The organism is Fodinicola acaciae (assembly GCF_010993745.1).
Lineage (GTDB): Bacteria > Actinomycetota > Actinomycetes > Mycobacteriales > HKI-0501 > Fodinicola > Fodinicola acaciae.
Genome location: NZ_WOTN01000004.1, coordinates 145,176 through 157,893, shown reverse-complemented (window position 1 = coordinate 157,893; position 12,718 = coordinate 145,176). Strand labels below are relative to the sequence as shown.

Sequence of the window (12,718 nt, the reverse complement as noted above, 5' to 3'; positions counted from 1 at the left end):
GGACGAAGAGCTGGCGAATCAGCTACGAAAACGAGAAACGCTCTGCGGCTCCGGCTTTCTGCGATGATGCTGGCGGGCCGAGGGCCTCCTGGTGATTCCTGATCGTGTACGGACTACCTAACATGGCCAGAGGCGTGTGACCACGCATCACTCTGACAGTACGGACTGGACGGGGGCTTGACTCGATGGCGACCGTTCTCTTTCGCCGTCCTCCTCGCCGCAACGGGCCGGCCATGCCCCGCGGCGAGGTGTTGCTGGAGTCGCCACCCGAGCTGCCGGAGCAGCTGCCCAAGAGCCTCGGCCGGTTCCTGCAGATTCTGCCGGCGATCGCCGGCGCCGGCGCGCTCGCTTTCCTCTACGCCGGCCGCGGCGGCGGTCCGATCACCTACATCGCCGGCGGCCTGTTCGGCGTGTCGATGCTGGGCGCGATGCTCGGCAGCTTCGGCGGCGGCGGAGCCGACGAGAAAGCCGAGCTCAACGCCGAGCGCCGCGACTACATGCGTTATCTGGCGCAGGTACGCCGGCAGGTCCGCCGCGCGTCCAAGCAGCAGCGGGCCTCGCTCACCTGGCGGCATCCGGCGCCGGACGCGTTGTGGTCGGTCGTTTCCGGCAGCCGGCTGTGGGAACGCCGGGTCACCGACGACGACTTCGGCGAGCTGCGGATCGCCGTCGGTCCGCAGCGGCTGGCGGTCAAGCTGGTGACGCCGGAGACCAAGCCGGTCGAAGACCTCGAGCCGATGTCGGCGATCGCGCTGCGCCGGTTTGTCCGCACGCACACGACCGTGCCGGACCTGCCGGTGGCCCTCTCGATCCGTGCCTTCGGCCGGATCATCGTCCAAGGCGACCGCGAGCTGGCGACCGACTTCGTACGCTCGATGCTCGCACAGGCGGCCGCGCTGCACTCGCCCGACGACCTGTGGGTCTCGATCTGTTCGCCGTACGACCGGTGGGCCGACTGGGAGTGGTGCAAGTGGCTGCCGCACGCGTTGCGTGCCGGTGCCGGCGACGCGGCGGGTCCCGGCCGGAGGGTCGCCGAGACGCTGGAGGAGCTGGAGTCGGAGTTCGAGGACCTGCTGGCCGGCCGGTCCCGCCACTCGCCGAACAACCCGCACGTCACCGACCAGCCACACCTGATGGTCGTGCTCGACGGCGGCGAGGTCACGGCGGAGTGCCAGCTGGTCGGCGCCGGCCTGCAAGGCGCCACGGTGATCGACATGTCCGGCCATGTGCCGCGCGACGTGACGCGGTCGACGCTGGTGCTGCGCCTGGAGCGTGACCGTAAAGGCATGCCGACGGTGTCGATCGTCAGCCGCACCGGCGCGTCCTCCGTCGGCGCACCGGATCAGCTGTCCTGGTCGCAGGCCGACGGCCTGGCGCGCCAGCTCGCGCCGTACCGGATGAGCCAGGCGAGCGGAGGCGACGAACCTCTGTCGGTCGCCACCGAGCTGCCTGACCTGCTCGGCGTCGGCGAGGTCGGCGCGCTGACGCCGGCGGTGACCTGGCGGCCGCGGCCCAACCGCGAGCGGCTGCGGATCCCGATCGGTCTGAGTCCGGACGGCCTGCCGGTCGACCTGGACATCAAGGAGTCGGCACAGGAAGGCATGGGACCGCACGGCCTGCTGATCGGCGCGACCGGCTCGGGTAAATCCGAGCTGCTGCGTACGCTGGTCGCCGGCCTGGCCATCACGCACTCGTCCGAGACGTTGAACTTCGTCCTCGTCGACTTCAAGGGTGGAGCCACCTTCGCGCCGCTGGTGAACCTGCCACACACCTCCGCCGTCATCACCAACCTGGCCGACGAGCTGCACCTGGTCGACCGGATGCAGGACGCGCTCAACGGCGAGATGGTGCGCCGTCAGGAGCTGCTGCGCGCGGCCGGCAACTATTCGTCCGTACGCGACTACGAACGCGCTCGGCTGGCCGGCGCCGATCTGGAGCCGTTGCCGAGCCTGCTGGTGGTCTGCGACGAGTTTTCCGAGCTACTGTCGGCAAAACCCGACTTCATCGACATCTTCGTCCAGATCGGCCGGCTCGGCCGGTCGCTCGCCGTGCATCTGCTTCTGGCGTCGCAGCGGCTGGAGGAAGGCAAACTTCGCGGCCTGGACACGCATCTGTCGTACCGGATCGGCCTGCGCACCTTCTCCGCCGTCGAGTCACGGATCGTGCTCGGCGTGCCGGACGCGTACGAGCTGCCGTCCGCACCTGGCCACGGCTATCTCAAAATCGACACGCAGACGATGATCCGGTTCCGCGCGGCGTACGTCTCCGGCGCGTACCACGCTCCCGGCGAGACCCCGTCCGCCGGTCGCGTCGCCGCCGCCGCGAAACAGGTCGTCCCGTACACCTTGGCGCCGGTCGAGGTGCCGCGCCCGGACGAGACGCCGGATGCCGACAACGGCGACGACGAGGACCGAGTCGGCGAGACCTTGCTGGACGTCGTCGTACGCCGCCTGACCGGCCAGGGCCCGCCAGCGCACCAGGTCTGGCTGCCGCCGCTCGATGACCCGCCGACCTTGGACGACCTCCTTCCACCCCTCAGCACCGACCCCAACCGCGGCCTCTGCCCGGCCGGCTGGCCGGGACTGGGAAGGTTGACCGTGCCTGTCGGCATCGTCGACCGGCCCTTCGACCAGCGACGCGACACGATGTGGGCTCCACTCGACGGCGCCGGCGGTCACGTCGCCGTCATCGGTGGTCCGCAGAGCGGCAAGAGCACGATGCTGCGCGGCCTCGTGACATCGCTCGCGCTGACGCATACCCCTCGCGAGGTGCAGTTCTTCGTCCTGGACTTCGGTGGCGGCACGTTCGCCGGCCTGCGCGGACTACCGCATCTCGGTGGCGTGGCCGCACGTACCGAGGCCGAGGTGGTCCGCCGAGTGGTCGCGGAGGTCACCACGGTCCTGGACGAGCGCGAAAAGCGGTTCGCCGAGCTCGGCATCGATTCGATGGCGACCTACCGGCGCCGCCGCGCCGCCGGTGAGATCACCGACGATCCGTTCGGCGACGTCTTCCTGGTTGTCGACGGCTGGGGCACCGTACGGCAGGAATACGAGGACTTGGAGCAGACGATCACGCAGATCGCCGCTCGAGGTCTCGGCTACGGCGTACACGTCGTCATCTCCGTCGCGCGTTATCTGGAGCTGCGCACGAACATCCGCGACCTGCTCGGCACAAAGCTCGAGCTGCGACTGGGCGACGCCAGCGAGTCCGAGATCGACCGGCGGACCGCGCAGAATGTGCCGACCGGCTCGCCGGGCCGCGGCCTCGCGCCGGGAAAGCTGCATTTTCTCGGTGTGCTGCCGCGTATTGACGGGAAACGTTCCTCCGAAGACCTCACTGACGGCGTCGCGGATCTCGTACACCGCATGCGTGAAGCCTGGCCGCACGCGCCGGCACCGGCCGTACGTCTGCTGCCGACGCTCTTGCAGGTCTCCGAAATCCCGCCGCCGGACGACCCGGCCGGCCTGCCGATCGGTATCAATGAAGCTCAGCTGAAGCCCGTGATGCTGGACTTCCAGACCGATCCGCATTTCCTGGTCTTCGGCGACTCGGAATGCGGCAAGTCGGCATTCCTGCGGCACGTGCTGAAGGGCCTCGTCCAGCGCTACACACCGGACCAGGCACGGATCCTCATCGCCGACTATCGACGCAGTCTGCTCGGAGCCGTGGAAACGGAACACGTCATCGGCTATGCGGCGTCGAGCGCGACACTCCAGCCAATGGTCAACGACGTCAAGACAGCCATGACGCAACGGCTGCCGGGACCCGATCTGACCGCCGAGCAGTTGCGCACGCGCAGCTGGTGGAAAGGACCGGATCTCTACGTCGTCATCGACGATTACGACTTGGTCGTCACACCGTCCGGCAACCCGGTCCAAGCCCTCCTGGAGTTCATCCCGCAAGCGACCGACATCGGTCTGCACCTGATCATCGCGCGCCGGTCCGGTGGCGCCGGACGGGCCATCTACGAGCCGGTTATCCAGCGAATCAAGGAGATTGGCAGTCCCGGCCTGGTGATGTCCGGCAGCCGCGACGAGGGACCGCTGATGGGTAACGTACGGCCGTCGACACAGCCGCCCGGCCGCGGCACGATGGTGCGTCGTAAGGATGGCGTACAGCTGGTGCAGCTGGCCTACTGTCCGCCTGATTCGTGATGAGTCCTCCCCTGTGGAGAACTTTCCACGTGGGGTTGCACCATTCGGGTACTCTCAGTTCCGTTGGGGCCGGTGGACGGCCAGTTGACGAGAGGGAACGGGGTGGACCATGGCCGGCGGCCAAGCCTATGAACAAGGCGCGCACGCGTCAGCCTCTAACCATGTCCGACAGGTTGCTGGTGACCTGCAGAGCGAGCTCAACCAGCTTGCCAACAAGCTGGACGCCATGCACGGCGGATGGGCCGGCAAGGCGGCCGCGAAGTTCCACGAGGTGCGGACCCGGTGGAATGACGACACCGTTCAGTTGATCAACGCGTTGAACAACATCGCGGATCTGCTCCAGCAGGTCGGTGCGACGTACGACGCGTCCGAGGACAACGAGCAGGCGACGTTCTCGAACATTCTCAGCTCGCTGAACGTCAAGTGATCCGACTTATCGACTGACCTCAAGGAACGGGTGACAATCCATGTCTGGCGACCAGACCAAAGTCGAATACGCGATCCTGGAGCAGGGTCACATCGACATCAAGCTCGCGTGGGGCCGGATCTCCACGCAGCTCAACGACCTGACGACGTTCATCAAGAACTTCCAGAGCCAGTGGACCGGTGACGCGTCCACCGCGTACCACACGCAGCAGGGCATCGTCGACCAGAAGTTCAACGACATGGCCAACATTCTCAACGCGATCGGCACCTCGGTGTCCGCGGCCAACGACAACTACAAGGCTGTCGAGACGGCGAACAAGAACACTTTCAGCTGAACCAGATCGCATTGTGTCGATGGCCCCGCCCCACCATGGGCCGGGGCCATCGTGTTATTGAAGACTCTGCACGTACGAACGGGGACTGCGCCGCGGAGCGCACGCCGGTGAAAGGCGGAAAGTGCCATGGGCAAAGGTGACAAGGACGACTGGAGCCCCGGTGGACCGGCCGGTGGCGCGTTTAGTCATGACACGGTCACGCATCATGGCGGCGAGACCACGATCGAGCATCACGAGTTCGGCGGGCCGACGCTCTACGGTGGGTTTTCGCTGACCGTGGGAAGCAACAAGTCAAAGAACGTGTCGAAGGACCTCGGGGGCGCGGAAAACCCGTCGCAGTGGGACCTGACGTCGTTGGACCAGACGATCACCTGGTTGAACGACATGCACACATATCTGAACGGCCTGTACAACAAGATGCCAGAGTTTCTTGAGCTGACCGGTCGTACGCAGGAAAACTCTCACTTCGGCACTTTCTCGTCAGCGAGCACCCTTTGGCAAAAGCACAAGTCGCTCTACGACAGCTTCATCAAGATGTACGAACAGGTGATGCCGGAGCTCCAGGACGCGGCGACGGCGACTGGACAGCTGAAGAGCAATTACCAGAGCGGTGAAGACCTGAACGAGGCCAATGCCGCGGCGATCGACAAGGCGTTCGCTGACGCCAGCAACAAGAACGGTCATTCGTCTACGACCTCGACGTCGTCAACGTCGTCTTCAACCTCGGGGAGCGGATACGATGTCTGACGTTCCATGGGAGACCATGGTCAGCCAGGTCGTCGTACAGGGGCGGCCTGGTGACATCACGGCGGCCAGCGATGCTTGGAAGACCTTGCTCGCCAACCTTGACTCGGTCGTCCAGAACCTGAACAAGAACGTGACCGACCTCAAGGACAACAAGGTGTGGAGCGGGCCTGGCTACGACGCCTGGGCCAAGCACATCAAGACGATCGCGACGCACATCGACACGGCGATCCAGGCGGCCAACAAAGGAACCGGGCCCGGTGGGGCCGGCATCGTACAGACGCTGTCGACCGCTGCGTCGGATCTGACGAAGGCCCAGAGCGAGATGCCGATCCCCGCGTCAGCACTCCCGGACGTACTCGCCGCACGAAACTCGCATGCCGAGATCCAGGTTGGTTTCTTCGAGCTCTCGGTGAAGCACAACTTCGCGTACGACGCATTGGCGGGCCTGACCGACTGGCTCAACGACCAAACCGACGACGCGCGCCGCATCTACGACCCGCTGGTCGAGAAGACCGGCGCGACCTCCGACGGCGCACCTGGCGCAGCGGCACCACCGTCGAGCGTCGATACCCACACAGAAAAGCCGGACCTCACAGGTGGTGCCACCCCACCAGGGAGCACCGGAAGCCCGGACCTCGGGAAGACCCCCAAGCCACCGTCGACTCATCTGCCAAACACACCTCCGCCGACAACCACACATCCACCGACGACCACACATCCACCTACGACGCCGACGTATCCACCGAGCACCCCGCCACATCTCCCCACCACGCACACACCGACGGGCGGTGGCAGTCATCTGCCGACTGGCTCCGGACTGGCAGGTGGTGGAGGCGGCATCGGTACGGCCGGGCTCGGCGGCGGGTCAGGGCTGGGTTCTGGTGGGCTCGGCAGCGGCGGAATCCCGGGAGGCGGAGCGCTCGGCAAAGCGGTGAGTCCGGCTGGTTTCGGTGCATTGCCGCTCGGCGCCGGGGCTGGACGCGGTGCCGGTGGAGCGGGACGAGGAGCCGGTCGGGGAGGCGCAGGTCTCTTGGGGCGTGGCGGACATGGTCAAGAAGGCGACGGCGGTGATGAACGCTCGACCTGGCTGCAGGAGGACGACGACGTCTGGGGCGAAGGCACTGACGCGGCTCCGCCTGTCCTCGGCGGGAATGCCTAGTTATGACTCGCTGCAACAAAGGTGGCCACCTAGCGAGCAGGCTAATGGCCTTGCTCGGTGTGGCCGCGCTCATGTTCGTGACACCGACGCCGGCCAGCGCCGACACGGTTCGCGGTCTTGAGTGGCATATCGGCGCGTTGAGGATTTCGCAGGCCCAGCAGATTAGTCGTGGTGATGGGGTCATCGTCGCCGTCCTCGACACTGGAACAGACCGAACGACACCGACCCTGCGTGGACACCTTCTCCAGGGCACTGAGTTCGGCGTTCCAGCAAGCCCAGACGGTCTTACCGACAGCGATACGACCAAAGGTCACGGCACCGCGATGGCTGGAATCATCGCCGGGCAGGGTGGCGGCCAGAACGACATGTTGGGCATCGCTCCTGGCGCAAAGATTCTTCCTGTCGCGGTGAAAAGCGATGACGACATCGCTAATGGCCTTCGCTGGTCGGTCGACCACGGTGCGAAGGTGGTGAACCTTTCCGTCGCAGCCCCCGAGACTCCACCGCCTGCACTGGTCGACGCAGTCCGATATGCACAGCAGCATGATGCTGTAGTTGTGGCCGGTGCGGGAAATGTCGAACAAACGGGTCAGGCTGTTGGCTCTCCAGCTAACATCCCCGGCGTTGTCGCGGTCTCTGCGACGGACAAATCGGCGAGTTTCTGGTCGGGCTCGAGCCGTGGTCCGCAGGTCGCCATCGCCGCGCCTGGATATCGGATCATCGCGCCAGTGCCACGGGCCGCAAGTGACAACGGATATCTGGTCTCGGATGGTACGAGTAACTCGACGGCGATCGTTTCTGGTGTCGCGGCACTTATTCGGTCCAAATACCCGAGTCTTAATGCGCCGAGTGTCATCAATCGGCTGATCAAGACGGCGAAGGATCAAGGCGATCCAGGTCGTGATCAGTACTTCGGCTACGGCACGGTCAATGTCATCGGCGCCTTGACCGCGCCCGTGCCTGAGGTTTCCAGTAACCCGCTCGGTGCGCCGGCCAGCGCATCGGGCCAGCCGTCCGCGCAGCCATCGTCATCGGATTCGCACACCAGCTCCGAGGGGCTCGGCATCAGCATCAACCCCATTGGGTTGGCGATCTTCGGTGCAGTTCTCTTCTTGATTGTTCTCGTTGTCGTGATCGTGCTGGTGGCTAGTGCACGGGGAAGGCAGGGACGCAACAGCTCGTGACCGACCGACGGCCACGGACGACGCGACTTTCGTTTGTGGCCGGCTGCTGTTCCGCAGCCAGAGTATAACGAAGGGCTATCTTCATGGGTGGCGGAGGATACAAGGTAAACTCCAATAATCTGCGTTCCGCAGCTGGAGTTCTGGACGGCCAACTGAAGAAAGATCTGCAGGAGATCGTTACAAACTTGACCAACGGTTCGCAGATCGACGCGCCAGGTTTCGGTGCGGCTTTCTCTTTCCTTGAAGCGGCTTACATCCAGCAAATGGATTATCTCATTAAAAATCTTTCCGCTGGAGTCAGCCTGTTCCACCAGATCGGGTCGAACCTGACGACGGCCGCGAACAACTATGATCGTGTCGAAAATGTTCACGTTCGCGGGTTTTCGGCTGGCACAAAGTACCACGAGGATTCGTATGGAGACGCTCTCGGTGATACGGGCATCGTGCGTACGGCAACAGACATTGGAAGCTCGGTGGATCCGACAACGGCTATCGGTGTCGCTGGTGGATTGGCACTTGAGGCGCAGATAGCGATCCTGGCAATCATGGGGGTGTGCTCCGCGCTCGAACCGACCTGCATCGTCGCGGCAATCGCGCTGGGGACGTGCCTCGCACGGATCGACAGCATCTGGTCGGCTTCCGACACTATTCTGACTGCGTCGAGCACTCTCACCACGGATATCGTCAAGCGATTCGACGCTCAGGTCGTCCTGGCACGAGGTGGCTGGGAAGGCGACGCAGTCAACAAGTTCACCGACTGGATGAACAAGGTCAGCGCCGAATTGACGCAGGCAGCGGACTCCCTCAAGATCATCGGAACGGCGTTGCGGGTTTTCGCTGGCGCACTCGTTGTGCTCTGGCTCTTCCTCGCGAAGCTCGCGCTGCCGCTGCTCACGTTCCTGATCAGTTTGCTGCCTTTCAAGGCATTTCCTCCGACCACTGCTGAGGCAGAGGCCGCTTCGGTTGAAGCAGGAACGGCGACGAGCGCAACAACCAGCACGAGTGTCGGAGTAGTCGCCGGCATAGCGGCCGCTGCCGGAGCGGTCATCCAAGCCGTCTTTAGCGCGCTGAGCTCCTTCACCTTGAGCGACTCAGGAAAGCAGGGTGTTCCTGACCTGCAGGAGTTCGTCATCAGTTGGTGAGCGCACTTATGTCAAATGCTTGTTGAAAGGGAACCGAAGATGCCAACGGGATATCCGGCAGATATGGACGACGCGATGCGACAGGCTCGAGAGCAGATCGAGAAATTGTCGCGTCAACATATGCCTCTCGCGGACCTGGAAGGCAGCGGCGAAGCGGCTGATGGACTTGTAACCGCTCGGGTGAAGCCCGGTGGCAAGCCATCAGAGATCAAGATCGATCCAAGGGCAATGCGGCTGGGTTCGGAAGCGTTGAGTGAGGAGCTCATGAAAGCGGTCACGGCCGCAATCGACGACGTGGCTCACAAGATAACGGAAACAATTGGCGGCCTGGGCTCCAATGTCGATCCACTCGAGCTCGCCAGGCGTCATGACAGCAGTGGCGTCGTCGCGCGCGCTATGGAAGATTTTCAGCGCCAGAGCAAGGATCTGCAGTCAACGATCGATCACGTTATGCGTCAGCTGCGCTAAGGCGGCCTTCGATGAGTAGTGATGAAACGGTTGTCACGCTGCAGTCGCCTCGTACGCTCTGGCGCCTCATCGGATGGCGATTCCCGGAAATCTGGCCGACGCTTGTCTTTGTGCTCCTCCTCGTGGTTGGTGTACCTCTCGTCGTATCAAGAGGGCGGTTCGAGTTCTTGGTGGCGCTGGCGGTCGTCGGAGCGATTTTGTTCGCCTTGACTGGTCCGATCACACGTCGTCTTATTCATCGATGGGCCGCGTTGCCGGTCGCCAGGTTCGACCAGAGCGGAGTGGCGATCAGGCTGCGGCCCGCGACGGCGAAGGAACGCGCTCGACTCGCACCCGAAGTTGGCAAGCCGGAATACGATGTCTCGTTGAGTTGGACTGACATCGAACGCTGGAGGCAGACTCTCGACAGCAAAGGTCGAAGGATGTTCGTCCTGTATCCCGCCGACAGCACATCGTTCAAAGGTCTACTACCGGCCGCCCAGCATGAAATGGCCCTCAACCAACGAGTCTTTGGCGCGCCTCTGGTTGTCAGAGTCGACCTGGTCAATCGAGACCTTTACCAACCGATCTTGTCGATGCTGGACGCTAGGGTCGGCCGAATCGGTGACCCAGGTCGCAATGAGTAGGCGGCGCGTTGGCCGCAGGCGGTTATCATCCTGGACGTGTCAGAGTTTGGACGCCTTGGGGCGAACGAGATCGATCGGCTGCTGGGTGAAGCCCGGCAGGCGTTGGCCGGGCTGGGTGAGGTACGGCCAGGAGGGAAAGCCGAGACGGCTCCGGTCACGGCGACGGCGGCCAACGAGTTGGTGCGCGCGGAGGTGGCGTCAGGAGGCCGACTGCAGAAGCTGACGATCGACGCCAAGGCGATGCGGTTGGACAGCCACACCCTCGCGGAGGAGCTGACGAAGGCTGTCCAGAAGGCGCAGGACGAGGCGATTGCGCGGCAGCAGGTGGCCGCCGAAGGTCTGCCGGTGGTTGATCCGGGCCAGTTGGGGAACAGGCTCGATGAGACTCAGTTGCATGCGAGCAGGCAGCTGGACGTGTTCGGCGAGGCGCTCGAAGGCATCGTACGTCGCCTGGAGCAGCGGCGATGACCAGCGGCGGTTTCGACGTTACGCCAGAGTGGATGCGGTCCTCCGCGCGTGGGATTTCCGACACAGGCGGGACGTTGTCGCGGGATGTGCAGACGCTGGCGGCGCAGGTGACCGGTGACGGGTCGCCGTGGGGCGGTGACGAGGCTGGCAGCCTGATCGGCGCGGCGTACACGGAGGTTATGGACATCGCACTGCAGACGTACGCATCTTTTGCGGAGACGCTTGACATGCACGGCGCAAAGGTGACGTACGCGGCGAACAACCACGAGGCGACCGAGACCGGCAATGAGCTCGGTTTCGGTGGATTTTCGGTGTAAACGGTGGGCTTGCAACTTCCTGGTGAGCTTGTCGAGGTCCTCAATCTGGTCGGCTTCAACTGGCCGGAGGCCGACGAGGAGAAGTTGTTCGAGGCTGGCCAGCACTGGCTCGAGTTCGCCGGAAAGCTGGAGACAGCCGTCGTGACTTCCGGTGGTCACGCGCAGTCGGTGTGGACGCAGAACACCGGTGGCGACATAACGGCTTTCCAGAATTCGTGGACGGCTGAGGACGGGCCTGAGCAGGCGATGTCGGACGGGGTCGTCGCTGCGTACCTGATCGGCGCGGCTTTGATCGTGGCGGCGATCATCGTGCTGATACTCAAGATCATTGTTATCGTTCAGCTCATCTTCCTGGCGATTCGTATCGCGATCGCGATCGCTGCCGCGATCGAGACATTGGGTGCCTCGCTCGCCAGCATTCCGCCGAACATCGCGGCCACCAGGGTCGCGCTCAAGACCGTGATGAGCCGGATTATCAAGATGATCCGCGACGGTGTGGTCAGACTTTTCAAGCACGCGGCCGAATATCTTCGCAAGCTCTTCAAGAAGTTCAAGTTCGCGAAGAAGGAGTTCAAGACCACGGCGATGGACTCGCGTTACGCCGGCGAGCACCTTCCCGGAAACAAGGTGTGGCCGGGCAGTCAGGTCCACTACCTCGACGACGCGGGAAGACAGCAGTTCCGGCTGTTCACCAAGGATGGAAAACTGTACGACGCGAACGGGAATCCGTTCGACACGAGCCTCGGTCATTCGGCCCACAGCGGCGGCGGCAAGGCTATTTTCGTGATGGACAAAGACGGCAACCTCTATGCGTCGAACTTTCACAGTCCTGGTCAGTTTCACCATTCCAGTTTCCTGGGTGGTAAGCCGGTCGCGTCGGCTGGCGAATTGAGCGTACGCAATGGAAAACTCGTCGAGCTGACCGACCGAAGCGGACACTACAAACCAGCGCCGGAGTTCACGAACCAGGCTCTGAGCCGGCTCAAAGCCGCCGGCATCGTCCCGGATTCGGTGTCCATTGGCTAGTCGCGTTAAGGTGAGATGATGTCCGACAGTGTCAACTGGCAGCTTATCGTGCAACGCATTCTGTACGCCGTGCAGTTTCGAGACATCCACGATCGCCACGTTGCGGACGAGATTGCTCGGGCGATGATAGACAGTCGCATGTTCGGCGATCCGCCAGCCGTTCAGCTCGAGGGTATTCGTGCGGCCCTGGCTTCAGGTGCGCAGCTGGTGCCGGACCAGCGTATTCCGGACGCGGACTTCCGGTTCTTCCTCAACCGGGTCGTGGAAAGCTTGGAGGACTTCCGGCCGTGGCCGGTCTCGGCATTCACCGCGGCGGACCTGTCCATCTGGGACTGGTCGGACTACCGGCCGATCGCCGAGGTGAAGGCGAGCGTCAACCGCTTTCCGTTTCTGTTCGAGAAGGTCGCGCAGGACGACCGGGATCTGCTCGTTGCGGTGGTCGTGCTGAGGTCAGGTGCGATCGTCGCGTTGGCAAAGGATCAGGATCGGCCTGATCTGACCCTGCTGTGTCAAGGCTCGGCTCCGGCCGGTGCGGTCATTCTGGAGTTCGCTGCAGCGATGAGACTTGATCGCGATTCCGTGACGCCGGTCGGCTGAGTGCTGCTTGCCTCTCACGGTGTGGCTGAGGGGCCACCGGCGCGGTTTTGTCGGCGGGGGTGTCTACGG

At 63.7% G+C, this 12,718-nt stretch carries 13 protein-coding genes; all 13 read left to right on the top strand.

Annotation, left to right across the window (positions count from 1 at the left end; translation table 11 throughout):
- Positions 1–185: 185 nt before the first annotated feature.
- The 13 genes from eccCa to GNX95_RS35920 all read left to right on the top strand — a co-directional run bounded on the left by eccCa (position 186) and on the right by GNX95_RS35920 (position 12,649).
- Positions 186–4,154 carry a type VII secretion protein EccCa gene (gene eccCa / locus GNX95_RS35980; protein WP_163512274.1) on the top strand — a complete coding sequence of 1,323 codons (3,969 nt, stop codon included), beginning with the start codon at positions 186–188 and terminating at the stop codon, positions 4,152–4,154.
- 109 nt (positions 4,155–4,263) lie between these two features.
- Positions 4,264–4,581, top strand: a complete 318-nt coding sequence (locus tag GNX95_RS35975) for a WXG100 family type VII secretion target (RefSeq protein ID WP_163512273.1) — start codon at positions 4,264–4,266, stop codon at positions 4,579–4,581.
- 40 nt (positions 4,582–4,621) lie between these two features.
- Positions 4,622–4,915: a WXG100 family type VII secretion target gene (locus tag GNX95_RS35970; protein ID WP_163512272.1), complete on the top strand. Its 294-nt coding sequence runs from the start codon at positions 4,622–4,624 to the stop codon at positions 4,913–4,915.
- Between the two features lie 126 nt (positions 4,916–5,041).
- On the top strand, positions 5,042–5,662 hold the full coding sequence (locus tag GNX95_RS35965) for a hypothetical protein (protein WP_163512271.1): 621 nt from the start codon (positions 5,042–5,044) through the stop codon (positions 5,660–5,662).
- Complete coding sequence (locus GNX95_RS35960; protein WP_163512270.1) at positions 5,655–6,821, top strand: hypothetical protein; 1,167 nt, start codon at positions 5,655–5,657, stop codon at positions 6,819–6,821. Before GNX95_RS35965 ends, GNX95_RS35960 begins: the two co-directional genes overlap by 8 nt.
- Before the next feature lie 59 nt (positions 6,822–6,880).
- Complete coding sequence (locus tag GNX95_RS35955) at positions 6,881–8,005, top strand: S8 family serine peptidase (protein WP_246281944.1); 1,125 nt, start codon at positions 6,881–6,883, stop codon at positions 8,003–8,005.
- A gap of 83 nt (positions 8,006–8,088) precedes the next feature.
- Positions 8,089–9,147 (top strand): WXG100 family type VII secretion target, encoded by a 1,059-nt coding sequence (locus tag GNX95_RS35950; RefSeq protein ID WP_163512268.1) that lies wholly within the window; start codon positions 8,089–8,091, stop codon positions 9,145–9,147.
- 63 nt (positions 9,148–9,210) lie between these two features.
- Positions 9,211–9,615 (top strand): YbaB/EbfC family nucleoid-associated protein, encoded by a 405-nt coding sequence (locus GNX95_RS35945; protein ID WP_163512267.1) that lies wholly within the window; start codon positions 9,211–9,213, stop codon positions 9,613–9,615.
- Between the two features lie 11 nt (positions 9,616–9,626).
- Positions 9,627–10,241, top strand: a complete 615-nt coding sequence (locus GNX95_RS35940; protein ID WP_163512266.1) for a hypothetical protein — start codon at positions 9,627–9,629, stop codon at positions 10,239–10,241.
- A 36-nt stretch (positions 10,242–10,277) separates the two neighbouring features.
- Positions 10,278–10,709: a YbaB/EbfC family nucleoid-associated protein gene (locus GNX95_RS35935; protein WP_163512265.1), complete on the top strand. Its 432-nt coding sequence runs from the start codon at positions 10,278–10,280 to the stop codon at positions 10,707–10,709.
- A gap of 32 nt (positions 10,710–10,741) precedes the next feature.
- Positions 10,742–11,026 (top strand): WXG100 family type VII secretion target, encoded by a 285-nt coding sequence (locus tag GNX95_RS35930; RefSeq protein ID WP_163512264.1) that lies wholly within the window; start codon positions 10,742–10,744, stop codon positions 11,024–11,026.
- A gap of 3 nt (positions 11,027–11,029) precedes the next feature.
- The gene (locus GNX95_RS35925; RefSeq protein WP_484489526.1) at positions 11,030–12,052 is read left to right on the top strand and encodes a WXG100-like domain-containing protein; all 1,023 of its coding nucleotides are present in this window, start codon (positions 11,030–11,032) and stop codon (positions 12,050–12,052) included.
- A gap of 18 nt (positions 12,053–12,070) precedes the next feature.
- Positions 12,071–12,649: a hypothetical protein gene (locus GNX95_RS35920; RefSeq protein WP_163512262.1), complete on the top strand. Its 579-nt coding sequence runs from the start codon at positions 12,071–12,073 to the stop codon at positions 12,647–12,649.
- Positions 12,650–12,718 lie beyond the last annotated feature (69 nt).

Excerpts from the sequence above, each read along its gene's own strand:
- GNX95_RS35940 (WP_163512266.1), top strand. The coding sequence starts at position 9,627 with ATGAGTAGTGATGAAACGGTTGTCACGCTGCAGTCGCCTCGTACGCTC.
- GNX95_RS35975 (WP_163512273.1), top strand. The coding sequence starts at position 4,264 with ATGGCCGGCGGCCAAGCCTATGAACAAGGCGCGCACGCGTCAGCCTCT.
- eccCa (WP_163512274.1), top strand. The coding sequence starts at position 186 with ATGGCGACCGTTCTCTTTCGCCGTCCTCCTCGCCGCAACGGGCCGGCC.
- GNX95_RS35960 (WP_163512270.1), top strand. The coding sequence starts at position 5,655 with ATGTCTGACGTTCCATGGGAGACCATGGTCAGCCAGGTCGTCGTACAG.
- GNX95_RS35965 (WP_163512271.1), top strand. The coding sequence starts at position 5,042 with ATGGGCAAAGGTGACAAGGACGACTGGAGCCCCGGTGGACCGGCCGGT.
- GNX95_RS35930 (WP_163512264.1), top strand. The coding sequence starts at position 10,742 with ATGCGGTCCTCCGCGCGTGGGATTTCCGACACAGGCGGGACGTTGTCG.
- GNX95_RS35950 (WP_163512268.1), top strand. The coding sequence starts at position 8,089 with ATGGGTGGCGGAGGATACAAGGTAAACTCCAATAATCTGCGTTCCGCA.
- GNX95_RS35945 (WP_163512267.1), top strand. The coding sequence starts at position 9,211 with ATGGACGACGCGATGCGACAGGCTCGAGAGCAGATCGAGAAATTGTCG.
- GNX95_RS35920 (WP_163512262.1), top strand. The coding sequence starts at position 12,071 with ATGTCCGACAGTGTCAACTGGCAGCTTATCGTGCAACGCATTCTGTAC.
- GNX95_RS35970 (WP_163512272.1), top strand. The coding sequence starts at position 4,622 with ATGTCTGGCGACCAGACCAAAGTCGAATACGCGATCCTGGAGCAGGGT.